Origin of the sequence: Flagellimonas spongiicola (assembly GCF_023502425.1) — a bacterium.
GTDB lineage: Bacteria > Bacteroidota > Bacteroidia > Flavobacteriales > Flavobacteriaceae > Flagellimonas > Flagellimonas spongiicola.
The window spans coordinates 225425-250290 of the sequence record NZ_JAMFMA010000003.1; the positions used below are offsets into that span (position 1 = coordinate 225425).

Below are 24866 nucleotides of genomic sequence, written 5' to 3' on the forward strand. Positions count from 1 at the left end.
GTAATTCAAAAATGGAAAACCTAGCGCTCATCGAATCCTTTTCGGAATTTAAGGACGATAAGTTTATAGATAGGGTAACGCTTATGGCGATTTTGGAAGATGTATTCCGAAATGCCTTGAAGAAAAAATTTGGTTCTGACGAAAACTTTGACATTATCATTAACCCAGATAAAGGGGATTTGGAGATTTGGAGAAACCGAATTGTTGTTGAAGATGGTATGGTTGAGGAACCAAATGAGGAAATCTCACTTTCGGAAGCGAGAAAAATAGAGCCTGATTTTGAAGTAGGCGAAGATGTATCCGAAGAAGTGAAATTGATGGATTTGGGAAGAAGGGCGATTTTGGCATTGCGTCAAAATTTGATTTCCAAGATCCATGAGCATGATAATACCACTATCTATAAGCAATTTAAAGACTTGGAAGGTGAGATTTATACTGCGGAGGTTCATCATATCCGTCACAAGGCTATTATTCTATTAGATGATGAAGGAAACGAAATCATTCTACCTAAGGATAGGCAAATACCATCTGATTTCTTCCGTAAAGGAGATAATGTTAGAGGTGTGATTGAAAGTGTTGAGCTTAAAGGGAATAAACCGGCAATTATAATGTCTAGAACATCTCCAGTTTTCTTGGAGCAATTGTTCTTCCAAGAAATCCCTGAAGTGTTTGATGGATTGATTACCATCAAGAAAGCAGTAAGGATTCCAGGTGAAAAAGCAAAAGTCGCCGTGGATTCTTATGACGATAGAATTGATCCAGTTGGTGCCTGTGTTGGTATGAAAGGATCAAGAATACATGGAATTGTTAGGGAGTTAGGCAATGAAAATATCGATGTCATCAACTGGACCAACAATTCGCAATTAATGGTAACGAGGGCATTGAGTCCGGCAAGAGTTTCTTCTGTTAAATTGAATGATGAGAAGAAAACGGCGCAAGTTTATTTAAAACCGGAAGAAGTCTCCAAAGCAATTGGTAGAGGTGGACATAATATTCGATTGGCGGGACAACTTACTGGTTATGAGATTGATGTATTCAGAGAAGGCGTAGAAGAAGATGTGGAATTAACTGAATTCTCAGATGAGATAGAAGCATGGGTAATTGAAGAATTCAAGAAAATTGGATTGGACACCGCCCGTAGCGTTCTAGAACAAGATGTCAATGATTTGATCAAACGTACCGATTTAGAAGAAGAAACAGTTCAAGAAGTGGTGCGTATCCTCAAAGAGGAATTTGAAGATTAAACTATATATTAGCAGCAAATTTAAGGGCTAGGAAAAATAATTTATGGCAGGAAACCCAACAATAAGGCTTAATAAAGTTCTCAGGGAATTGAACATTTCACTGGATAGGGCAGTGGACTATCTAGCGGCAGAGGGTCATGAGGTAGAGGCACGTCCTACCACTAAGATAACAGATGAAGTGTATCAAGTCCTGTTGGATGAATTCCAAACGGACAAGAGCAAGAAGGTTGCTTCCAAAGAAGTAGGAGAGGAAAAACGAAAGGAGAAGGAAGCGCTCAGAATCCAAATGGAACAGGAGCAGGAAGAACGTAGATTGGCCAGGGAAAAAAGGAATGCCGATCAGGTGATCAAGGCAAAGGCAGAGCTAGCGGGACCTAAAACCGTTGGTAAAATCGACCTTGATAAGAAGCCAGAACCACCCAAGGAAGAAGAACCAAAAGCTGCGGAAAAAGAAGAGCCAAAAGTGGCTGAAGCTCCAGTTGAGGAAAAGCCAAAGGTTGTTGAAGAGGCTAAGCCAGCTGTTGCGGCTAAAGTAGAAGCTAAAAAAGAGGAGCCAGAACAACCTAAAGAACCGGAGGCGATTCGTACGCAATACAAAAAATTATCTGGACCCAAAATCACTGGGGATAAAATTGATCTTTCCCAATTCAATAAGCCTAAAAAGAAGAAGGAAGAAGCCAAAACCGGTTCAAATAGTGATGCAGGCGCCGATCGCAAGAAGCGACGCAAGCGAATAGTAAGTAATAATAACTCCCAATCTGGAGGACGACCAAATCAGAGAGGAAACAACGGACAAAGAGGTAGAGGACAACGTTCCACAGCTCCTAAGGTTGAGCCCACTGAAGAAGAAGTACAAAAACAGGTAAGGGAGACCCTTGAAAAATTACAAGGGAAATCCAATAAAGGTAAAGGCGCAAAATATAGAAGAGAAAAGCGTGATCAACACCGTCAACAAACGGAGAAGGATCTTGAGCAGCAAGAACTGGAAAGCAAAATCCTCAAAGTTACAGAGTTTGTCACCGTTAATGAGGTGGCAACCATGATGAACGTGTCCACTACGCAAATTATATCGGCGTGTATGTCTCTTGGAATCATGGTGACATTGAACCAGCGATTGGATGCGGAAACGCTTTCTATTGTTGCGGATGAGTTTGGTTATGAAGTGGAATTTGTAACTGCAGAGATAGAAGAGTCCATTGAAGAGGATGTTGATGCGCCAGAGGATTTGCAGCCTAGAGCACCTATTGTTACAGTTATGGGTCACGTTGACCATGGTAAAACTTCCTTGCTGGATTACATTCGACAAGAGAATGTAATTGCTGGTGAAAGCGGTGGAATTACACAGCACATCGGCGCTTATGGAGTGTCTTTGGAAGACGGACAGAAAATCACCTTCTTGGATACACCGGGTCACGAAGCGTTTACCGCAATGCGTGCCAGAGGTGCACAAGTAACGGATATTGCCATAATTGTTGTAGCTGCAGATGATGATATCATGCCGCAAACCAAGGAAGCAATAAGTCATGCCCAAGCTGCTAATGTTCCAATTATTTTCGCAATTAATAAAATCGATAGACCAACAGCGAATCCAGATAAGATTAAAGAAGGGCTTGCGGCAATGAACCTATTGGTTGAAGATTGGGGTGGTAAAATTCAATCCCATGATATTTCAGCCAAAACGGGTCAAGGCGTGAATGAACTTTTAGAAAAAGTCTTGTTGGAGGCTGAGTTATTGGAATTGAAAGCCAATCCTGAAAAACTGGCTACAGGGACTGTGGTTGAAGCTTTCTTGGATAAAGGTCGTGGGTATGTTTCCACGATTTTGGTACAGGCCGGTACATTAGAGATAGGAGACTATGTCTTGGCCGGAACTTGCAGTGGAAAGGTGAAAGCGATGCAGGATGAGCGCGGAAAGAACATCAAGAAGGCGGGTCCAGCTACACCAATATCCATATTAGGTTTAGATGGTGCTCCACAGGCTGGTGATAAATTCAATGTGTTGCAGGATGAAAGGGAAGCGAAACAAATTGCTGCAAAACGTTCTCAATTGCAGCGTGAGCAATCAGTTCGTACACAGCGACATATTACCTTGGACGAAATTGGTCGTCGAATCGCGTTGGGTGACTTCCAGGAATTGAACATTATCCTTAAAGGGGATGTGGATGGTTCTGTTGAGGCGCTTACGGATTCCTTCCAGAAATTATCTACGGATGAAATACAAGTAAATATCATTCATAAAGGTGTTGGTGCAATCACAGAATCTGATGTATTGTTGGCAAGTGCTTCTGATGCAATTATCATTGGATTTAATGTAAGACCAATGGGTAATGCCAGAACCGTTGCCGATAAGGAAGAAATCGATATCAGAATGTACTCCATCATTTATGATGCGATAAATGATCTTAAGGATGCGATGGAAGGCATGCTTTCACCAGAAATGAAAGAAGAGATTACTGGTAATGCGGAAATAAGAGAAACCTTTAAGATATCCAAGATCGGTACAATTGCAGGTTGTATGGTGACCAGCGGTAAGGTCTTTAGGAATTCCCAAATTCGATTGATTCGGGATGGTGTAGTAATCTTCACTGGAGAGTTGGCTTCCTTGAAGCGTTTCAAAGATGATGTGAAGGAAGTATCTAAAGGGTACGATTGCGGATTGCAAATCAAGAATTACAACGACATCAAAGAAGGGGATATCGTAGAAGCATTCCAAGAAGTTGCTGTTAAAAAGAAACTATAGTAATCGATATAAATAAAATAAAAAATCCCGCTTTTGCGGGATTTTTTTTATGCTTTGTTGTAATGAAATCTCATTTCTAACGGGACGTGCCTTCTGGCTTTAATAGCATGGCATCAGGATATTTTTTTCTGACTTCCAGATATTTACGTTCCGCTTCCAATTTAGTCTTGAACTTGCCAAGACGTACCCTGTAGGTAGGTGATTCAAATTCTATTTTAGAGTCCCATCCAGGGAAATCAATGTCAATTTTGGACTTTAGGTTTTGTGCTTTTTCATAGCTGCCAAAACCAACTTGAATTTGATAGAAATCCGCTTTGGAATTGACTTGTGTGTATAATTTCATCAGTTCATCAATTCGAGGATCTTGCTCAATTGTAACCTGTCCTTCTTGTGCAGAAAGTTGAGTGGATAAACCTAACAAAATCAAAGTAAAAGCAATGTTTTTCATAAGATTTGAAATGTTAACAAAAAACCTATCCTACAAATGTAAATTATTCGGTTCTAATCGATCTACTTTCAACTTATTTAGAATGCTTATAAATTAGAAATTATAGATCCATTAACATTTTGAAAAATGACCTTATTCCGTACTTTTGTCTGCGATTTTAGGCCATCCAAATGCTATTGTTCTCAGTATCAATAGGAATAATCGTGCCAAAGATTTCGATAGAAATTCTATTAGTATGAAAAAGGTTTTATACCGCCATCTATTTTCAAAAGTTTTAGGTTTTTCTCTCCTACTTTTCTCCGTTTCATTTTATGCGCAAGAAGAGGCTGCCACCGCTGAGGTTGTTGCAGAGTCTGCTGCGGGCGGTGATCCTGTAAAAGGGAAGCAGTTGTTCAATCAGAATTGTGCCGCTTGTCACGCATTGGATAGAAAAATGACCGGGCCAGCTTTGGCCAATGTGGAAAGCAGGTTATCCGAAGATGAAGGTCTTGATAAGGAGTGGCTTTATGCTTGGATCAAGAACAGTCCAGGGATGATTAAGTCAGGTGATGCATATGCAAATAAGATATATGCAGAGTACAATCAAGCGGCAATGACCGCTTTCCCCACCTTGTCAAATCAAGATATTGATGATATCCTAGCGTATACAGCTGCACCACCACCTGCACCGGTAACACCAGCTGCAACAGCTGCTGCTGGAGGGACGGAGTCATCTAGTGGAATTTCCAATGAAATGATTTTAGGTGCGCTTGCATTGGTGTTCGCTTTATTGGTCGTAATGCTGATTTTGGTGAACAACACCTTGCGACGAATTGCCGAAGCCAATGGAGTTGAATTGGAAGCGCAGAAGGAAAAAACAATTCCGATTTGGAAAGCTTTTGCCAAAAATCAATTCTTGGTTTTGGTCACTGCTATCTTCTTTTTGTTGGCGAGTGCATATTTTGCTTATGGTTGGATGATGCAGATTGGAGTTGATCAAGGATATGCTCCAGTACAGCCAATTCATTACTCGCATAAAGTACACGCTGGTGATAATAAAATTGAGTGTAAGTATTGTCACTCATCGGCTAGGGTTTCCAAAACTTCTGGGATTCCTTCTTTGAATGTGTGTATGAATTGCCACAAATCGATTTATGAATATAAGGGCAATCCTGAAGGTCCAAGTGCTGAAGATTTGGCAAATGGTTATACCAATGAATTCTACACAGGAGAAATCAAAAAATTATATAAGGCCGTAGGATGGGACGAAGAAAACCAGCGCTATACTGGTGAGACCCAGCCGGTGGAATGGGTGCGAATCCATAACCTGCCTGATTTTGCATATTTCAATCACTCACAACACGTTTCAGTGGCAGGTATTGAATGTCAGACTTGTCATGGTCCTGTAGAGGAAATGGAAGTGATGTATCAATATGCACCATTAACTATGGGTTGGTGTATTAATTGTCACCGAGAAACCAATGTTAAGGTCGAGGGTAATGAATACTACGAGGCCATTCACGCTGAACTTTCCAAAAAGTATGGTGTGGAAGAATTGACCGCTGCTATGATGGGTGGTTTAGAATGTGGTAAATGCCACTATTAAAATAAAAAGAAGATAATCTCAGATATATCGTATGGCATCAAACAAAAAATATTGGAAGAGCGAAGCGGAGTTAAATCCAAACGATTCCATTGTTGAGGCGCTAAGAAACAACGAATTTACCGAGGAGATTCCTGTTGATGAGTTTTTAGGGGATAAAGAAAATTTGTCTGCATCAACAACAAACCGTAGGGATTTCTTGAAGTATGTGGGCTTTAGTACGGCTGCGGCTACCATGGCTGCATGTGAAGGTCCAGTGCGTAAATCAATTCCATATGTGGTTCAGCCTGACAATATTGTGCCGGGTGTTGCTAACTATTATGCGACCACAATCGCTGATGGATTTGATTTTGCCAGTATTTTGGTAAAGACCCGTGAAGGTCGACCTATCAAGATTGAAAATAATACGGATGCTAAGGTGAATGGAAGTGCAAATGCAAGAGTGCAGGCCTCTGTTTTATCTTTATATGATAGCAAAAGGGTTCAAGGTCCTTCACAAAACGGAGAGGCAGTTGAATGGAACATTTTGGATGCGAATGTGAAATCCAAATTGGGTAGCCTTAAAGGTTCCAATAGACAAATCGCATTGTTGACGCAAACCTATGCAAGTCCTTCAACAGAGAAATTGATCGCTGAATTCAAAGCTGAATATGGCGAGAATGTAAATCATGTGGTTTACGATGCGATTTCTGAGGATGCTGCCCTAAATGCTTTTGAAGCAGCCTACGGTGAACGAGCTTTGGCTGATTATGATTTTGGCAAAGCGGATTTGATTGTTTCTTTCGGTGCGGATTTCTTGGGAGATTGGCAAGGTGGAGGTTATGATAGTGCATATGCCAAAGGACGTGTTCCAAAAGAAGGAAAGATGGCCAAACATATCCAGTTGGAAGGAAATATGTCATTGACTGGGGCTAATGCAGATAAGCGTTACCCAATGACTGCTGCCCAACAAAAAATCGCATTGGCTAAATTATACGGCAAATTGAATGGCACAAGCGTTGGTGGTGGAACATCGGATGTAGATGGTGCTGTTGAGGCCATTGCCGCTCAAATCAAAAAAGCTGGGAACAAAGCGGTTGTAGTAACCGGATTGAATGATATTAATGCACAGATGGTCGTATTGGCCATAAATAAGATGTTGGCAAGTGAGGCTTTCGATGCTTCAAGTCCAAAATATGTGCGACAAGGTAATACCGCAAAGGTTTCCAAATTGATTTCCGATATGAACGCGGGAAGAGTTGGATTGTTGATCATGGACGGGGTGAATCCTGTTTATTCTTTACCAAACTCCGCAGATTTTGTTGCTGGTCTTGGTAAGGTGGATGTTTCCGTAAACTTCTCGTTCAGCAACGATGAAACTGCCCAGTCTACGCAATTTGTAGCTGCTGCTTCACATTATTTGGAATCTTGGGGAGATGCGCAACTCAAGAAAGGTCAGTTTAGTTTGGCACAACCGGCGATTCGTGAATTGTTCGATACCCGTCAATTCCAGACGGCGTTGTTGAACTGGATGGGTAAAGGGCAATCTTACTACGAGTATATCAAAGAAAATTGGAGCACTACTATTTTGCAAGGTGCAGATTGGAATAAGGCATTGCAAGATGGTGTTTTTGTACCTTCAGTTGTGAGTGCAGAAGAAAATAGTGCGGCCGCGGAAGTTGAAACTGATGCTGAGACTGCGGAAGGTAATTCCGCAATGGATTCTGTTACTGCTGCTGTGCGCACGCTGGTAAATTCCACAGCTTCAGGAATGGAGTTGATCATGTATTCCAAAGTTGGAATGGGAGATGGTAAACAGGCCGGTAACCCATGGCTGCAAGAGTTTCCTGATCCAATTTCAAGAGTGTCGTGGGATAACTACGTAACCGTATCCAAAGCTGACGCTGTAAATCTTGATTTAGAGAATTACAATGTAGCGGATGGTGGAATGAACGGTAGTTACGTAAACTTAACGGTGGATGGAACGGTACTTGAAAAAGTTCCAGTTGTGATCCAGCCAGGTCAGGCAGCTGGAACCGTGGGTATTTCTTTTGGTTATGGCAGGGAAGCCGGAATGAAAGAAGAAATGGCTACAGGTGTCAATGCCTTTACTTTATATAAAGATTTTTCAGATGTTCAGTCAGTTTCCATTGAGAAAGCTGCTGGAGATCATGAGTTCGCATGTGTACAGTTGCACAAAACCTTAATGGGTAGAGGCGATATTATAAAAGAGACCACTTTAGAGATTTTCAATACTAAAGATCATCAAGAGTGGAATCCAATGCCTCATGTCAGTCTTAATCACCAAGAAATTCCGGTAACATCACCAGATGCTGATCTATGGCAAGAATTTGATCGTTCCATTGGACATCATTTCAACCTTTCCATAGATTTAAATGCTTGTACTGGTTGTGGGGCTTGTGTTATTGCTTGTCACGCGGAAAACAATGTGCCAGTTGTTGGTAAAGAGGAGATTCGTCGCTCTAGGGATATGCACTGGTTGCGTATTGATAGATATTACTCGTCTGAGGAGACATTTGAACAGGACAATGAAAAGAAGGATAACCTTGAAGGCTTGTTCGGTGATAATGGTGCGCTAGGTGGATTTGGTGAAATGGAAGATGCTTCGGCAAATCCTGAAGTAGCTTTCCAACCAGTGATGTGTCAACATTGTAACCATGCACCTTGTGAAACCGTATGTCCAGTTGCGGCAACATCTCATGGTAGACAAGGTCAAAACCAAATGGCATACAATCGTTGTGTAGGTACTAGATATTGTGCCAACAACTGTCCTTATAAAGTTCGTCGTTTCAACTGGTTCTTGTACCATGACAATGATGAATTTGATTTCAACATGAACAATGATCTTGGTAAAATGGTGATCAACCCAGATGTGAATGTACGTTCCAGAGGGGTAATGGAAAAATGTTCCATGTGTATCCAAATGACGCAGAAAACCATTTTGGATGCCAAGAGAGATGGGCGTCCAATCAAGGATGGCGAATTCCAAACGGCTTGTTCTGCAGCTTGTAGCAGTGGTGCAATGGTCTTTGGGGATATCAACGATAAGCATAGCAAGATTGCTGAGTTGAAAGAAGATGATAGAATGTACCATTTATTGGAGCATGTGGGAACTAAACCAAATGTGTTCTATCATGTTAAAGTGAGAAACACCAACGAGGCTTAATCAATAAATAAGAAGTAACTAGAAGATAAATTATGGCATCGCATTACGAAGCACCTATTCGAAAGCCCTTAGTACTTGGAGATAAAGGATACCACGATGTAACTGTGGATATCGCTGCTCCTGTAGAGGGAAGAGCCAACAAACAATGGTGGATTGTATTTTCCATTGCATTGGTGGCATTCCTTTGGGGTCTGGGATGTATCATTTATACCATTTCAACAGGTATTGGGGTTTGGGGTCTAAACCGAACCGTTAACTGGGCTTGGGATATCACCAACTTCGTTTGGTGGGTAGGTATTGGTCACGCAGGAACATTGATTTCGGCAGTATTGTTGCTTTTCCGTCAAAAATGGAGAATGGCAATTAACCGTTCGGCAGAAGCGATGACCATTTTCTCAGTTGTTCAGGCTGGTTTGTTCCCAATTATTCACATGGGGAGACCATGGTTAGGATACTGGGTACTTCCTATACCTAACCAATTTGGATCTCTTTGGGTGAACTTCAACTCGCCACTACTTTGGGACGTGTTTGCGATTTCCACTTATCTTTCGGTGTCATTGGTATTCTGGTGGACAGGATTGCTGCCTGATTTTGCCATGATCCGTGACCGTGCAATAAAGCCCTTCCAGAAGAAAATCTATAGTCTTTTAAGTTTTGGTTGGACTGGTCGCGCAAAAGATTGGCAACGTTTTGAGGAAGTTTCCTTGGTATTGGCAGGTTTGGCAACTCCATTGGTACTTTCCGTACACACTATTGTATCCTTTGACTTTGCTACATCGGTAATTCCTGGATGGCACACTACCATTTTCCCACCGTATTTCGTTGCAGGGGCAATTTTCTCTGGATTTGCAATGGTAAATACACTTTTGATCATCATGCGTAAAGTATGTAACCTTGAAGCGTATATTACAGTACAACATATTGAATTGATGAACATTGTAATTATGATTACCGGTTCCATAGTGGGCTGTGCATATATTACGGAGTTGTTCATCGCTTGGTATTCAGGAGTGGAATATGAGCAATATGCATTCTTGAATCGTGCAACTGGACCTTACTGGTGGGCTTACTGGTCTATGATGACCTGTAACGTATTCTCGCCTCAGTTCATGTGGTTCAAGAAATTGAGAACCAGTATCATGTTCTCCTTCTTTATTTCGATTGTCGTGAATATTGGTATGTGGTTCGAGCGTTTCGTGATTATCGTAACATCGTTACACAGGGATTACCTTCCATCTTCTTGGACAATGTTCTCACCAACTTTTGTCGATATCGGAATCTTTGTGGGTACCATTGGATTCTTCTTTGTATTGTTCCTTTTGTATTCAAGAACATTCCCGGTTATTGCACAGGCGGAAGTAAAATCCATTTTGAAATCCTCTGGTGAGCGTTTTAAAAATCTTAGGGATGCTGGAAAACCTTTATACGAAAAACCAGCAGCCACTGGTAAAATAGAGAAAGCTGAAAAAAAGGAATCAGCTGAGGCAGATTCTGCTCAAGTATCATCATTGTTGGACGCTATCGGAACTTTTGATGCGGATAAGGACACTGCCGATGATTTAAAGAAAGTAAAAGGTATAGGTCCGCAAATGGAAGAGACCTTGAACCAAATCGGAATATTCACATTTGCCCAGGTAAGTAAGATGACCGAAAAAGAATATGATCTGTTGGATTCAATTACAGGTTCTTTCCCAGGAAGAGCACAGCGAGATGATTGGGCTGGACAGGCTAAAAAACTAAACGATAAAAAGTAGTTATGGCTTCAAAAGTTATACAGGCACTTTACAATGACGATGATGTGTTGATGCATGCCGTGAAAAAGGTACGTGCAGAGCACCATCATATTGAAGAGGTATATACGCCCTTCCCAGTGCACGGTTTGGACAAGGCTATGGGTCTTGAAGATACACGTATTGCTATTACATCCTTTATGTATGGCTGTTTGGGATTGGCAGTGGCCATTATCATGATGAATTACATCATGATTGCTGACTGGCCTCAGGACATAGGTGGTAAACCTAGCTTTAGTTACTTGGAAAATATGCCGGCATTTGTTCCGATCATGTTTGAAATGACTGTGTTTTTTGCGGCGCACTTAATGGTGATTACGTTCTATTTAAGAAGTAGAATGTGGCCATTCAAAAAAGCGGAGAACCCAGATGTTAGAACTACTGATGATCACTTTTTAATGGAAATAGGTGTTCATGATAACGAGGATGAATTGACTGCATTGTTACAGGAAACTGGAGCTGTGGAGATAAAAGTTACAGAAAAGGAGTCTTAATAATATGAAGCATTTAGGTAAAATAAGTATTGTTTTCGCCTTGGTTCTTTCCTTGGCATCTTGTGCTGACAAGAACAGCCCAAACTATCAATACATGCCAAACATGTATGAGCCAGTTGGGTATGAAGCTTATCAAGGCTTTAACGATGGCGAAACCGTAAGAATTGGAATTTTCAAAGGTGTTTCATCTGCTTTGATTCCTCCAGCAAATACTGTTGCAAGAGGTTATCTGCCTTACAAATTCGAGAATACTCCAGAAGGAAAGGATTTAGCTCGTTTGGAGCCTAGTCCATTGGATTCATTGGATATGGAAGCCAATTTAGCAACAGGAAAAGAATTGTATGATATCTATTGTGCCATTTGTCACGGTCCAAAAGGAAAAGGGCAAGGTACTTTGGTGAAGCGTGAGAAAATATTGGGTGTGCCAAGTTATGATGACGTGGCACGTAACATTACCGTAGGAAGTACGTACCATACCATGTACTATGGATTGAATTCCATGGGCTCTTATGCCGCACAATTTGCGAATGAGGAAGAAATGTGGCAAGTAGCTGAGTACGTAATGAAATTAAAGGAAGACCTAACAAAATAATTGGACAAGTTTACTATGTATACGTTTTCAAACAAACTAAGAATAGGATCTTTCATTGCAATGGCAGTGGGACTGATTTTTTTGGCAATCGGTTTTGTTTCTGCGCCAAGCACTGTTGAAGAAGCAAAAGCCATTGTTGCCGCTGCACATGATGATGGTCATGGTGGTGGACATGGTGAAGAAGCTACTACCCACGCAGTTGCCAGCGATCATGGAGCAGAAGAAGCTCATGGTGAAGGACACGATGCCTCACATGATGAACATTTGTTGCACCAATTGCAAAACAGACCATGGTCTGCGTTATATGTTGCTGCTTTCTTTTTCTTTATGATCTCATTGGGTGTACTTGCGTTTTACGCTATACAACGTGCAGCCCAAGCAGGTTGGTCTCCTTTATTATTTAGAGTAATGGAAGGAATTACGGCCTATTTGGTACCAGGCGGAATTATTGTGTTCGTGATTTTGGTACTTTCCGTTTTGCATATGAACCATATGTTCGTATGGATGGATGCTGATGTTGTTGCCCATGATAAACTTTTACAAGGAAAAGCAGGCTACTTGAATCCTACGTTCTTCTTGGTTAGAGCAACAATCTTTTTGGGAGGTTGGATTTTCTACAGACAATATTCAAGAAAATTATCATTGGCCCAAGACGAATCAGATGATAATTCCAACTTCGTAAAGAATTTTAGATGGTCTGCAGGTTTCTTGGTATTCTATCTTGTAACCGAATCCATGATGTCTTGGGATTGGATCATGAGTGTTGACCCACACTGGTTCAGTACATTGTTTGGTTGGTACGTGTTTGCAAGTATGTTTGTATCAGGGATTACCGTTATTGCCATGGTAGTGATGTACCTGAAATCCAAAGGATATTTGCAAGAAGTTAACGATAGCCATTTACACGATTTGGCCAAGTTTATGTTTGCTATTAGTATTTTCTGGACCTACTTATGGTTTGCACAGTTCATGTTGATATGGTATGCAAACATTCCAGAAGAAGTAACTTATTACGTTGCACGAATTGAAGATTATAAATTGCCATTCTTCGGTATGTTGGTCATGAACTTCATCTTCCCATTATTGGTATTGATGAACAGTGACTACAAGCGAGTAAATTGGTTTGTGGTTATGGCCGGTATTGTTGTGTTGGCAGGACACTATTTGGATGTGTTCAACATGATTATGCCTGCTACGGTGGGAGACCAATGGCATATAGGAATACCTGAGATTGGAGGAATACTTTTCTTTGGCGGATTATTTGTTTACTGGGTGTTCACGGCGCTTACAAAAGCTCCGTTGTTGCCAAAACGAAATCCTTTCCTTGAAGAAAGTAGACAATTTCATTATTAATACGATTAAGTCTTAGAGAGATATACAATGACTGCATTATTAACATTGACTGTTTTAGTATTAGTGGCAATTGCAATCTGGCAAATGACCAAGATTTTTGAATTGTCACAGCTAAAATCAGAAAACACGGGAATAGCAACAGATAAGGATAACAAATACAATGGCTATTTGCTTTATGCTTTCCTCATTTTCATCTACGGAATTACCATTTTCAGTTTTGCAAAATATTCCAAATTCCTATTACCTGAAGCATCTTCTGCCCATGGTGGCGAGTATGATCAATTGATGTGGGTTTCATTCGCCATCATCTTTTTTGTGCAATTTATTACACAAGCATTATTGCACTATTTCGGCTATAAATACCGAGGAGAAGAAGGTAAGAAGGCTTTATTCTTTGCAGATAATGATCGCTTGGAATTTATTTGGACAATTATACCAGTAATTGTTTTAGCAGGTTTGATTTTGTGGGGTTTGTACACATGGACAAACATTATGGACATCAATGAGGATGATGACCCATTGATTGTGGAATTATATGCCCAACAATTTAACTGGTCCGCTAGATATGGAGGGGATGACAACGTACTTGGTGATGCAAGTGTTCGTTTGATTGATATTGATCGTGCCAATGTCCTTGGTCTGGATGAATCTGACCCTAACGGGGCTGATGACGTCATCGTAAAAGAATTGCATTTGCCAGTAGGACGCAAAGTAAACTTCATGATGCGTTCTCAAGACGTTTTGCATTCAGCCTATATGCCACATTTTAGAGCACAAATGAACTGTGTGCCAGGAATGATCACCCAGTTCTCATTTACTCCAACGGTTACCACTGCGGATATGAGATTGAACCCAGATGTGGTTGATAAAGTTAAAAGAACAAATGCCATCAGAGCCAAAAGGGCTGCGGAAGGTAAACCAAACTCAGAACCATGGGAGTTCGACTATATTTTGCTTTGTAATAAGATTTGTGGAAAATCACATTACAATATGCAAATGAAGATTATTGTAGAAACGGAAGAAGAATACAATAAGTGGATAGCCGAACAGGCAACATTCAAGGAAACCATTGCACTTGCCGAATAATTGCCTAAAAAAAACGATAACAAAATTTAAAATAGATTATGTCAGCTACTGAACACGGACACGACGATCACGGACATCATCATAAAGAAACCTTTGTAACCAAATATATCTTTAGTCAAGACCATAAGATGATTGCGAAGCAATATCTTATTACGGGTGTTTTGATTATGGGCTTCATCGGAATAGCAATGTCATTGTTGTTTAGAATGCAATTAGCTTGGCCAGGGGAATCCTTCTCTGTTTTTGAGGCGTTCTTAGGTAAATGGGCGCCAGATGGTGTAATGGACGCTGATATCTATTTGGGTCTGGTGACCATGCATGGAACCATTATGGTGTTCTTTGTATTGACGGCCGGTCTAAGTGGTACATTTAGTAACCTTTTAATTCCTTTGCAGATTGGTGCACGTGATATGGCATCGGGCTTTTTGAACATGCTTTCCTTTTGGATGTTCTTCTTGTCTGCCGTTATTATGGTGATTTCATTGTTTGTTGAGGCCGGACCAGCAGCAGCAGGATGGACGATCTATCCGCCGCTAAGCGCCTTGCCTATGGCACAACCAGGTTCGGGTGCCGGGATGACACTTTGGTTGGTTTCCATGGCAATTTTCATCGCATCATCATTATTGGGTTCCTTGAACTATATCGTAACAGTGTTGAACTTAAGAACCAAAGGTATGTCAATGACACGTTTGCCGTTGACAATTTGGGCCTTCTTCGTTACAGCTGTAATCGGTGTTATTTCCTTCCCAGTATTACTATCAGCAGCATTGTTGTTGATTATGGATAGAAGTTTCGGAACATCCTTTTTCCTTTCAGATATTTTTATTCAAGGAGAAGTGTTACATTACCAAGGGGGGTCACCAGTATTGTTCGAGCACTTGTTTTGGTTCTTGGGTCACCCAGAGGTATATATTGTAATACTTCCAGCTATGGGTATTGTATCTGAGGTAATGGCGGTTAACGCACGTAAACCCATTTTCGGATATAGGGCGATGATTGCATCTATCTTGGCAATTGCGTTCTTATCCACAATTGTATGGGGTCACCATATGTTCATCTCAGGGATGAATCCATTCTTAGGTTCTGTATTTACATTTACTACCCTATTGATTGCGATACCATCAGCGGTAAAAGCGTTCAACTGGATAACGACCCTGTGGAAAGGAAATCTCCAGTTAAATCCTGGGATGTTATTCTCCATTGGTATGGTTTCTACCTTTATTACAGGAGGATTGACCGGAATTATCTTAGGGGATAGTACTTTGGATATCAACGTACATGATACTTATTTTGTAGTTGCCCACTTCCACTTGGTAATGGGTATCTCTGCACTATATGGATTGTTTGCTGGGGTGTACCACTGGTTCCCAAAAATGTTCCAAGGTAGGATGATGAACAAGAATTTAGGTTATGTACACTTCTGGATAACAGCAATTGGATCATATGGGATATTTTTCCCAATGCACTTTGTTGGTATGGCTGGTGTTCCAAGAAGATACTATGAGAATACAGCATTCCCAATATTCGATGAATTGACTAATGTACAGGTATTGATGACAGTATTTGCCATCATTACAGCTGGAGCTCAATTGATTTTTGCCTTTAACTTCATACGTAGTATTTTCTACGGAAAGAAAGGGCCTTTGAATCCTTGGAAGGCAACAACATTGGAATGGACAGCACCACAGGAACATATCCATGGAAACTGGCCAGGAGCTATCCCACATGTGCATCGTTGGGCTTACGACTACAGTAAGACCTATGAAAACGGAGAATATATTCTTCCTGGACAAGACTTTGTACCTCAGACAGTCCCATTACAAGACAATGAGGAAGAATTAAACCATTAATAAAGGTTTAATCGAAAAAATTGGCCCATCCTTTTAGGATGGGCTTTTTTGTTGAGTGACTTTGGTACAGCAATTGTTAATACGAATTGTAATATCTTTAATAACCCTATAAATCCAATAGCCTTGAAAAAACTGGTCATTCTATTCATAGTGTTAATGTGTCAAGTAACACTTTGCGCACAACGAAAACCTAAAATCAAAGGGAGTCGAATTGTAACAGAAGTAACAGGTGAACTGCCTATGTTTGATGCGGTTCAATTGAATGATGATTTGGATATTGTCCTAAAGAAATCTTTTGGGCCTGGCTATCGCATAGAAGCAGACGATAACTTGGTGGATATACTAAAGTTCAAGGTTGAAGATGGAACACTTATCATTAGTTCTTTTTATGATATCACCGCTAAAAAGAAACTGGATATCACTGTGAATTTTACGGAGCTTAGGGCAATTTCCGCTAAAAAAGGAAGTATCACAACTCCAGAAATGATCAGTAGTGATGAACTCTTTGTAGATGCCTTTTCAGATGCTCAACTGAATCTTCAGGCAAGTGCAGCGGTAATGGATATCAATATGGAAGACAGCAGTAGGGCGGATTTTAATGTTGATGTAGATTCATTGAATATCAGTATTAATGGGCGCGCAGAAAGCTACATATATGCAGTTAATGGTGTGAGTCTTGTAGATGTAGAGCAAAATGGCTCGCTTACCCTGGAAGGAACTTCAGAAAAGATTGATTTGACCCTAACGGACAATTCTAAAGCCAAGGCAGGAAAGATGGAAGCGGGCAATGTAAAACTGAAAATTGAAAATGCGGCAACTGCAAGAATCTATGCCTACAAGGAATTGGAGTTAAGTGCAATTGACAACACAAGAGTATATTTGTACGGAAATCCAAAAGTTAATATTGTAGAATTTTCTAATACTACCCAATTACTGAAAAAGGAGGAACAATAGTTATTTATGAACGAAAATCTAGATCCTACATCCCAGAATTTTTCCCAAGAGGAAATAGATATTGAAAGGGCATTGCGCCCTGTTACTTTCGATGATTTTACGGGCCAGGAGCAGGTTCTGGAAAACCTAAAGATTTTTGTCCAAGCAGCTAATCTTAGGGGAGAGGCATTGGACCATACATTGTTTCATGGGCCTCCCGGATTGGGTAAAACAACTTTGGCCCATATCCTTGCAAATGAGTTGGGTGTTGGGATTAAGGTTACGTCAGGGCCAGTTTTGGACAAACCAGGGGATTTAGCGGGACTCTTGACCAATCTTGAAGAACGCGATGTACTCTTTATTGATGAAATCCATCGATTGAGTCCCATTGTTGAGGAATACTTGTATTCAGCAATGGAAGACTATAAAATCGATATCATGATTGAAACTGGACCAAATGCCCGCACCGTTCAAATTAATTTAAGTCCATTTACATTGATTGGAGCTACAACCCGCTCTGGGTTGCTTACAGCGCCGATGCGTGCAAGGTTTGGCATACAAAGCAGACTTCAATACTACAATACTGAATTGTTATCGACAATTGTGGAAAGAAGCGCCCATATCTTAAAAGTACCCATCTCCAATGAAGCAGCAATTGAAATTGCAGGTCGGAGTAGAGGTACACCTAGGATTTGCAATGCGCTATTGCGAAGAGTTCGGGATTTTGCCCAAATAAAAGGAGATGGCAACATTGATATGAAGATTTCAAAATTTGGTTTGAAAGCTTTGAATGTAGATGCACACGGTCTTGATGAAATGGACAATAAAATTCTTTCTACCATCATAGATAAATTCAAAGGAGGTCCAGTGGGGATTACTACGTTGGCAACTGCAGTGTCGGAAAGTGCGGAGACCATAGAAGAAGTATATGAACCTTTCTTGATACAGCAAGGGTTTATTATGCGCACCCCCCGTGGTAGAGAGGTTACGGAGTTGGCCTATAAACACCTTGGTAAAGTCAAAGGAGGGCCACAGGGAGAGTTATTCTGATAAACTCGCATCCAAAATTTTATCCAAGCCCCATTTCAAGGTATGCAACATTTTCTCGTTGCTCAGGGCACAGACATCCTTTGAAGCAATTACAGCTTCAATTCCAATTAACAAAACCCCTAAGCTAACGAGCATTTCAGTCTCTTTCGAATCCATGTCTGGTGCTTTTTCGGCAAATAGCTTTCTGAGTAGATTGCGTCGGTTTTGACCGCGTTCCAATTTTGGGTCGGATAATAAAGCGGCACCCAAGAATTTTTTGGAAGTATTCTCGTGCTCCAGTATAAAATTCAGATGCTCTTGTTGAACAGCTAATAGGGCATCTTTTAAATTGTGATTGGCGTGCTGTTCAAGTAACGCTTCTGTATTTGGTACATTCAATTGCAAAACCAGTTCCGTTGAAAGTGAATCGATATTAGAATAATAGCGGTATATGGTTGCTCGGGATATATTGGCTTCAGCAGCAACGTTTTCCATGGTAATTGGAATTTCTTGTTCCACAAGTTTGCTTGCGGCCTGTAAGATGCTATTCCGTGTTTCTTGTTTTTGTTTCTGCCTTCCTGATTCTAAATGCCCTTTACTCATGAGACAAATGTCTTATAAAATTTTGAAATGTAAAAACAATTGTGTAGTATTGTGAGACAAAAATCTCACGAAATGAAAGATTCAGCTACAGTTTGGGTTCTAGGACACAAAATCACGTTTCACCCAACAACCGGAGATTACGATTTAATTGCCTGCGAAACACCGGGAGGAAGTCAAGGCCCACCACCGCATGTGCATTCCAATTACAAAGAGGCATTTTTGATTTTGGATGGTGAGATGGAGTTCTTTGTAAACGGAACAACCCAAACGCTTGGTCCTGGCGAATCCATAGATATACCACCTGGAACCTTGCACACCTTCAATAACAAAAGCGATAAAACCTGCTCTTGGATAAATATTCATAGTCCTAAAGGGTTTTCCAAGTTTTTCAGAACCTACGGGATAGAGGATGGGACAGAAGGTGCCATTGAAAAGTCGGTGAGTCCTGAAATAATCCAGAAAGTATTGCAAACCGCTCGTGATTTTGACATGGCCATTCCTGAAATTCCTATGGTGTGATCGTATTTGGTTTCGTATCTTGAGCACCTAGGATTTATGATGAGCCACGGGTGTCCAAGAACGAATTGAAAAATAAATACACTTCTTTAATTAAGACCGAAGCCAAGCGCCTCGGTTTTTTGTCTTGTGGCATATCCCAAGCTGGATTTTTGGAAGAAGAAGCACCGCGATTGGAAAATTGGCTTCAAAATGGAATGCATGGACAAATGCAATACATGGAAAACCATTTTGATAAACGATTGGATCCAACCAAACTTGTGGATGGTGCTAAATCGGTCGTTTCGCTACTGCTCAATTATTATCCTGAGAACAAACAAAAGTCTGATGCTTACAAGATTTCCAAATATGCCTATGGCAAAGACTATCATTTTGTAATTAAGGATAAACTTAAATCCCTAATGTCTTTTATACAAGAGGAAATTGGCGAGGTACATGGAAGGGCATTTGTGGATTCCGCCCCGGTTTTGGACAAAGCTTGGGCAGCTAAAAGCGGCTTGGGTTGGATTGGAAAGCACAGCAACCTTTTAACACAACAAGTAGGGTCCTTTTACTTTATTGCTGAATTGATATTGGATTTGGAATTGGATTATGACAATCCAACAACGGACCATTGTGGTACATGTACAGCTTGTATTGACGCCTGCCCAACGGATGCCATTGTGCAACCATATGTTGTTGATGGAAGTAAATGCATTTCTTATTTTACTATCGAACTCAAAGATGCAATTCCAACCGAATTCAAAGACAAAATGGATAATTGGATGTTTGGGTGTGATATATGCCAAGACGTTTGCCCATGGAACCGATTCTCGAAACCTCACCAAGAACCTTTGTTTCAACCTCACCCTGAGCTATTGCATATGAGTAAGGGAGATTGGGAAGAAATAACCGAAGAAGTTTTTCGTGAGTTATTTAGAAAATCCGCGGTAAAACGAACCAAATACGAAGGTTTAAAACGCAATATCCAATTCCTGAAATAAGAACTCCATAAATTTCAAACGTTTTCGTTGGTAATATTTCAATTTTGGCCATTGTATTTTACCAATCGACTAAGGAAAATACTATATTCATAGAATTGAATTATTGAGTAAATACCAATTGAATTAAATCTTCGCAGGCATGGGCACAATTACGAAACCCCGATTAGGTTTTTGGCAAATATGGAATATGAATGTTGGGTTTTTGGGAATCCAATACAGTTTTGGACTGCAACAGACGGCAATAAATCCAATTTTTCTTTTTTTAGGTGCCTCAGAGGAAATGTTGCCCATATTAAACATTGCTGGACCCGTAACCGGTTTGATAGTGCAACCAATAATTGGAGCAGTATCTGATAAGACGTGGTCACCAAAATGGGGTAGGCGTAAACCTTTCTTTTTGATTGGTGCGATTATGGGAAGTCTCTGTTTGTTCGCTTTCCCTTTAAGTCCGGCGCTATGGTTTGCGGTTGGCTTGCTTTGGATACTGGATGTAGGAAATAATATGGCCATGGAACCCTACCGTGCTTTTGTAGGAGATAAACTTCCTGATAGTCAACTAAATATTGGATACCAAATGCAAAGTTTGTTTGTAGGAGCCGGTATCCTTTTGGCGAATGCTTCAATCTTTTTGTTTCAATCTTGGTTTGGAGGCGGTGAGGAGACAACCGGCTCAATCCCAACGTGGCTATATAACTCATTTTTCATAGGATCTTTTTTGTCAATCGCAACTATATTGTGGTCTGTATTAAAGACCCCTGAGATTCCGCCATCAGATGAAGAATTAAAAGAAATCAATGAGCACAAGGGCTTGCCTTTTATCGAACGCTTTAAAATGCCGTTCAGGGAAATTGGAGCCGCAGTTAAGGAAATGCCCAAATTTATGTGGAAGCTTTCAGGAGTCTACTTGTTTCAGTGGTATGCCCTTTTTGTTTACTGGCAGTTTATTACACCTTTGTTCCGTGCTACAATGGGGTTTGATACTTCTGAAGCGGCAGCTCAAGCGGCTAAAATGAGTACAACTTATAATATTGTAACAGCGGTAGTGGCCCTTATTTTGGTTCCACTTACCGTCAAGTTCGGAGGTAAGAAAATTTATGCTCTAAGTCTTGTGGGTACCGGGTTGGCATTGTTTGCCATTCCCAATATTTCGGACCCTGTAATGGTACTATTCCCTATGATTCTATTTGGAATCGGTTGGGCGGCCATGATGGGAATTCCTTATAGTATGGTTTCCAAAATCGTACCGCAAGAAAGAAGAGGAGTGTATATGGGTATTCTAAACATGATGATTGTAATCCCAATGGGAATTCAAACTTTGTCATTTGGGCCCATATTCAAAAACCTTTTAGGTGCGAATTCAATCAACGCGATGTTCTTTGCCGGTACCTGTTTTATTATTGCGGCAGTTTTGGCCATGCGGTTGAATGTCAAAAAAGATGCATAATCAGTTTTCTATTTGAACTTACATCCTGAGCGTATTCAGGAAATGGATTCCGATTTTATGTAGGTATTCTAACGGAATGCCATAAATTTACCGATTCAAATTTCAGGTATGAGCAAAGATAAACAGCGAAAGGAAGCATTACTATATCATGCTAAACCACAGCCCGGTAAGATAAAAGTTGTACCCACCAAACCTTATGCTACACAACGCGATTTGGCATTGGCTTATTCCCCAGGAGTGGCAGAACCTTGCTTAGAGATTGAAAAGAACAAGGAGGACGTTTACAGATACACGGCAAAAGGAAATATAGTTGCCGTAATCTCAAACGGAACTGCGGTTTTGGGCTTAGGTAATATTGGTCCAGAAGCTTCCAAACCAGTAATGGAAGGAAAGAGTTTGCTCTTCAAGATTTTTGCTGATATCGATGGGATTGACATTGAATTGGATACGGAAGATGTTGAAAAGTTCATTGAAACCGTAAAAACGATTGCACCAACTTTTGGAGGGATAAATTTAGAGGATATCAAAGCGCCGGAAGCCTTTGAAATTGAAAGACGGTTAAAGGAAGAGCTGGATATTCCTGTAATGCATGATGACCAGCATGGAACTGCTATCATCTCCGCTGCTGCCTTGCTAAATGCCTTGGAAATAACAGGTAAAAAGATTGATGAGGTGAAGATCGTGGTAAGTGGGGCAGGAGCGGCTGCAGTATCTTGCACACGTTTATATAAGGCATTTGGTGCCAAGGCTGAAAATATTGCCATGCTTGACAGCAAGGGGGTAATACGAAGTGACCGCGCCAATTTGACCAAGGAGAAATTGGAATTTGCTACAGATCGCAAAATTGACACCTTGGACGAAGCGCTCAAGGATGCCGATGTTTTTATTGGCCTTTCCATCGCCAATATCATGACACCCCAAATGCTGGAATCCATGGCCAAAAACCCTATTGTCTTTGCCATGGCCAATCCAGACCCTGAAATAGAATATAATTTGGCTTGCCAAACCAGAAAGGATATCATCATGGCGACCGGTCGTTCAGACCATCCAAATCAGGTGAATAATGTTTTGGGATTTCCATTTATTTTTAGGGGAGCTTTGGACGTTCGTGCTACAAAGATCAATGAAGAAATGAAAATGGCTGCGGTGAGGGCGTTGGCAGATTTAGCCCGTGAGCCAGTTCCAGAACAGGTCAATATTGCCTATGACGCCACTCGTTTGACCTTTGGGAAGGATTATATCATCCCAAAACCATTTGATCCAAGATTGATTACAAAAATTCCACCAGCTGTTGCAAAAGCGGCCATGGATAGTGGAGTGGCAAAGTCACCCATAAAAGATTGGGCAAGGTATGAGGAAGAATTATACCAACGCTCTGGTAACGATAATAAAGTGGTTCGTTTGATGCATAATAGAGCTCGAATCAATCCAAAACGTATTGTGTTTGCCGAAGCCGAATTATTGGATGTGATGAAGGCTGCACAAATTGTTTATGAAGAGGGAATTGCCATTCCTATTCTTTTAGGTAATCGTGAGATTATTGAAGGTCTTAAAAAGGATTTGGATTTTGATGCGGAAGTTGAAATTATAGACCCAAGATCAGAAGAAGCCAGTGAAGTGCGTACCAGGTATGCAATGAAACTATGGGAATCCCGAAAAAGAAAAGGTGAAACGCAATATAGTGCTCGGATAAACATGGGGAAACGAAATTATTTCGGTTCCATGATGCTGTTGGAAGGTGATGCCGATGGCATGATTTCTGGCTATTCCAGAGCATACCCTAAAGTATTGAAGCCTGTTTTTGAGGTTTTGGGCAGGGCTAAAGGTGTGACCAATGCTTCAACCGTAAACATTATGATTACTGACCGTGGACCTTTGTTTTTGGCAGATACGTCCATAAATGTAGATCCAAATGCAGAAGAATTGGCGGAAATTGCCCAGATGACCGCAAATGTGGCCAATACCTTCGGATTTAATCCAGTAATGGCCTTGTTGTCCTATGCAAATTATGGGTCTTCCAGTCATCCTAATGCGCAAAAGGTAAGGGAGGCTGTCCGAATATTACATGAAACCAATCCCGATTTGGTCGTAGATGGTGAGATTCAAACGGATTTTGCCCTAGATCAGGATTTATGTCATAACAATTTCCCATTTTCCAAATTAGCGGGTAAAAAGACCAATACATTGATTTTCCCAAATTTGGATTCTGCCAATATCACCTATAAATTATTGAAAGGACTCCATAATGCGGAATCAATAGGGCCAATAATGGTTGGTTTAAGAAGATCAGCTCATATTTTACAATTGGGTGCCAGTGTTGATGAAATGGTGAATATGGCTGCTGTAGCTGTTATTGATGCCCAAGAAAGAGAGAAACGAAGATTGGCGCATATGCATGCTGAAGAGTAACTTAGCAGAAAAGTAAAACCATGATTACCCATCTTTCAGGAAAACTTGTTGAAAAGAACCCAACCTATGTAATTGTAGAATGCAATGGTGTTGGCTATTTTCTGAACATTTCACTACATACGTTTTCCTTGTTGAAGGATGAGGAAAACATAAGACTTTTCACCCATCTACAGGTGAAAGAGGATTCACATACCCTATTCGGCTTTGTGGAAAAAGCCGAACGGGAGATTTTTCGACTTTTAATATCAGTTTCGGGCATTGGATCTAGCACGGCAAGAACAATGTTATCGTCTTTATCACCGACCCAAGTTCGGGATGCAATTGCCAATGGAGATGTCCCTTCCATACAGGCAATCAAGGGGATAGGAGCTAAAACTGCCCAGCGTGTCATTTTGGATTTAAAAGACAAGATTTTAAAAGTCTATGATATGGGTGAAGTTTCCCTTCAATCAAACAATACTAGCAAAGAAGAAGCGTTATCTGCTTTAGAGGTTCTCGGTTTTGTCCGTAGGCAGTCAGAAAAGGTTGTGGACAAGGTACTGGCCGAGGACACTACTTTAAGCGTTGAGGACATTATTAAACGAGCGCTGAAAAATTTGTAACT

Annotated in this window: 19 protein-coding genes; 17 read left to right on the top strand and 2 right to left on the bottom strand. The window is 40.8% G+C overall.

Features of this window, described 5'->3' with window-relative positions:
- The first annotated feature begins 11 nt into the window (after positions 1–11).
- Together nusA and infB are read left to right on the top strand one after the other, a co-directional pair.
- On the top strand, positions 12–1244 hold the full coding sequence (nusA, locus tag M3P19_RS12560) for a transcription termination factor NusA (protein ID WP_249658030.1): 1233 nt from the start codon (positions 12–14) through the stop codon (positions 1242–1244).
- Between the two features lie 43 nt (positions 1245–1287).
- Positions 1288–3984: a translation initiation factor IF-2 gene (infB, locus tag M3P19_RS12565; protein WP_249658031.1), complete on the top strand. Its 2697-nt coding sequence runs from the start codon at positions 1288–1290 to the stop codon at positions 3982–3984.
- A gap of 76 nt (positions 3985–4060) precedes the next feature.
- Here infB and M3P19_RS12570 read toward each other — a convergent pair whose 3' ends face one another.
- On the bottom strand, positions 4061–4432 hold the full coding sequence (locus tag M3P19_RS12570) for an SPOR domain-containing protein (RefSeq protein ID WP_249658032.1): 372 nt from the start codon (positions 4430–4432) through the stop codon (positions 4061–4063).
- A 235-nt stretch (positions 4433–4667) separates the two neighbouring features.
- Here M3P19_RS12570 and M3P19_RS12575 point away from each other — a divergent pair, with 235 nt between their 5' ends.
- The 10 genes from M3P19_RS12575 (at position 4668) to ruvB (ending at position 18328) form a co-directional block, all read left to right on the top strand.
- A complete protein-coding gene (locus M3P19_RS12575; RefSeq protein WP_249658033.1) occupies positions 4668–6017 on the top strand; it encodes a cytochrome c3 family protein in 1350 nt (449 codons plus the stop codon).
- Between the two features lie 31 nt (positions 6018–6048).
- Positions 6049–9180 carry a TAT-variant-translocated molybdopterin oxidoreductase gene (locus M3P19_RS12580; protein ID WP_249658034.1) on the top strand — a complete coding sequence of 1044 codons (3132 nt, stop codon included), beginning with the start codon at positions 6049–6051 and terminating at the stop codon, positions 9178–9180.
- A 32-nt stretch (positions 9181–9212) separates the two neighbouring features.
- The gene (gene nrfD, locus M3P19_RS12585) at positions 9213–10934 is read left to right on the top strand and encodes an NrfD/PsrC family molybdoenzyme membrane anchor subunit (RefSeq protein ID WP_249658035.1); all 1722 of its coding nucleotides are present in this window, start codon (positions 9213–9215) and stop codon (positions 10932–10934) included.
- A 2-nt stretch (positions 10935–10936) separates the two neighbouring features.
- Positions 10937–11464, top strand: coding sequence for a DUF3341 domain-containing protein (locus M3P19_RS12590; protein WP_249658036.1), 528 nt, complete (start codon positions 10937–10939; stop codon positions 11462–11464).
- A 4-nt stretch (positions 11465–11468) separates the two neighbouring features.
- Positions 11469–12056: a c-type cytochrome gene (locus M3P19_RS12595; protein WP_249658037.1), complete on the top strand. Its 588-nt coding sequence runs from the start codon at positions 11469–11471 to the stop codon at positions 12054–12056.
- Between the two features lie 15 nt (positions 12057–12071).
- Positions 12072–13409: a quinol:cytochrome C oxidoreductase gene (locus M3P19_RS12600; protein WP_249658038.1), complete on the top strand. Its 1338-nt coding sequence runs from the start codon at positions 12072–12074 to the stop codon at positions 13407–13409.
- 27 nt (positions 13410–13436) lie between these two features.
- Complete coding sequence (locus tag M3P19_RS12605; protein WP_249658039.1) at positions 13437–14495, top strand: cytochrome c oxidase subunit II; 1059 nt, start codon at positions 13437–13439, stop codon at positions 14493–14495.
- A gap of 38 nt (positions 14496–14533) precedes the next feature.
- The gene (locus M3P19_RS12610; RefSeq protein WP_249658040.1) at positions 14534–16345 is read left to right on the top strand and encodes a cytochrome c oxidase subunit I; all 1812 of its coding nucleotides are present in this window, start codon (positions 14534–14536) and stop codon (positions 16343–16345) included.
- Between the two features lie 123 nt (positions 16346–16468).
- Positions 16469–17299, top strand: coding sequence for a GIN domain-containing protein (locus M3P19_RS12615; RefSeq protein WP_249658041.1), 831 nt, complete (start codon positions 16469–16471; stop codon positions 17297–17299).
- 6 nt (positions 17300–17305) lie between these two features.
- On the top strand, positions 17306–18328 hold the full coding sequence (gene ruvB / locus M3P19_RS12620; RefSeq protein ID WP_249658042.1) for a Holliday junction branch migration DNA helicase RuvB: 1023 nt from the start codon (positions 17306–17308) through the stop codon (positions 18326–18328).
- Here ruvB and M3P19_RS12625 read toward each other — a convergent pair.
- On the bottom strand, positions 18320–18910 hold the full coding sequence (locus M3P19_RS12625) for a TetR/AcrR family transcriptional regulator (protein ID WP_249658043.1): 591 nt from the start codon (positions 18908–18910) through the stop codon (positions 18320–18322). The genes ruvB and M3P19_RS12625 overlap by 9 nt on opposite strands.
- 72 nt (positions 18911–18982) lie before the next feature.
- Here M3P19_RS12625 and M3P19_RS12630 point away from each other — a divergent pair, with 72 nt between their 5' ends.
- The 5 genes from M3P19_RS12630 (at position 18983) to ruvA (ending at position 24864) form a co-directional block, all read left to right on the top strand.
- Positions 18983–19429: a cupin domain-containing protein gene (locus M3P19_RS12630; RefSeq protein ID WP_249658044.1), complete on the top strand. Its 447-nt coding sequence runs from the start codon at positions 18983–18985 to the stop codon at positions 19427–19429.
- A 50-nt stretch (positions 19430–19479) separates the two neighbouring features.
- Positions 19480–20409 carry a tRNA epoxyqueuosine(34) reductase QueG gene (gene queG, locus M3P19_RS12635; protein ID WP_249658045.1) on the top strand — a complete coding sequence of 310 codons (930 nt, stop codon included), beginning with the start codon at positions 19480–19482 and terminating at the stop codon, positions 20407–20409.
- Between the two features lie 139 nt (positions 20410–20548).
- Positions 20549–21853, top strand: coding sequence for an MFS transporter (locus M3P19_RS12640; RefSeq protein ID WP_249658046.1), 1305 nt, complete (start codon positions 20549–20551; stop codon positions 21851–21853).
- Positions 21854–21961: 108 nt separating this feature from the next.
- Positions 21962–24262: an NADP-dependent malic enzyme gene (locus M3P19_RS12645; protein ID WP_249658047.1), complete on the top strand. Its 2301-nt coding sequence runs from the start codon at positions 21962–21964 to the stop codon at positions 24260–24262.
- Between the two features lie 20 nt (positions 24263–24282).
- Complete coding sequence (gene ruvA / locus M3P19_RS12650) at positions 24283–24864, top strand: Holliday junction branch migration protein RuvA (protein ID WP_249658048.1); 582 nt, start codon at positions 24283–24285, stop codon at positions 24862–24864.
- The last annotated feature ends 2 nt before the right edge of the window (positions 24865–24866 follow it).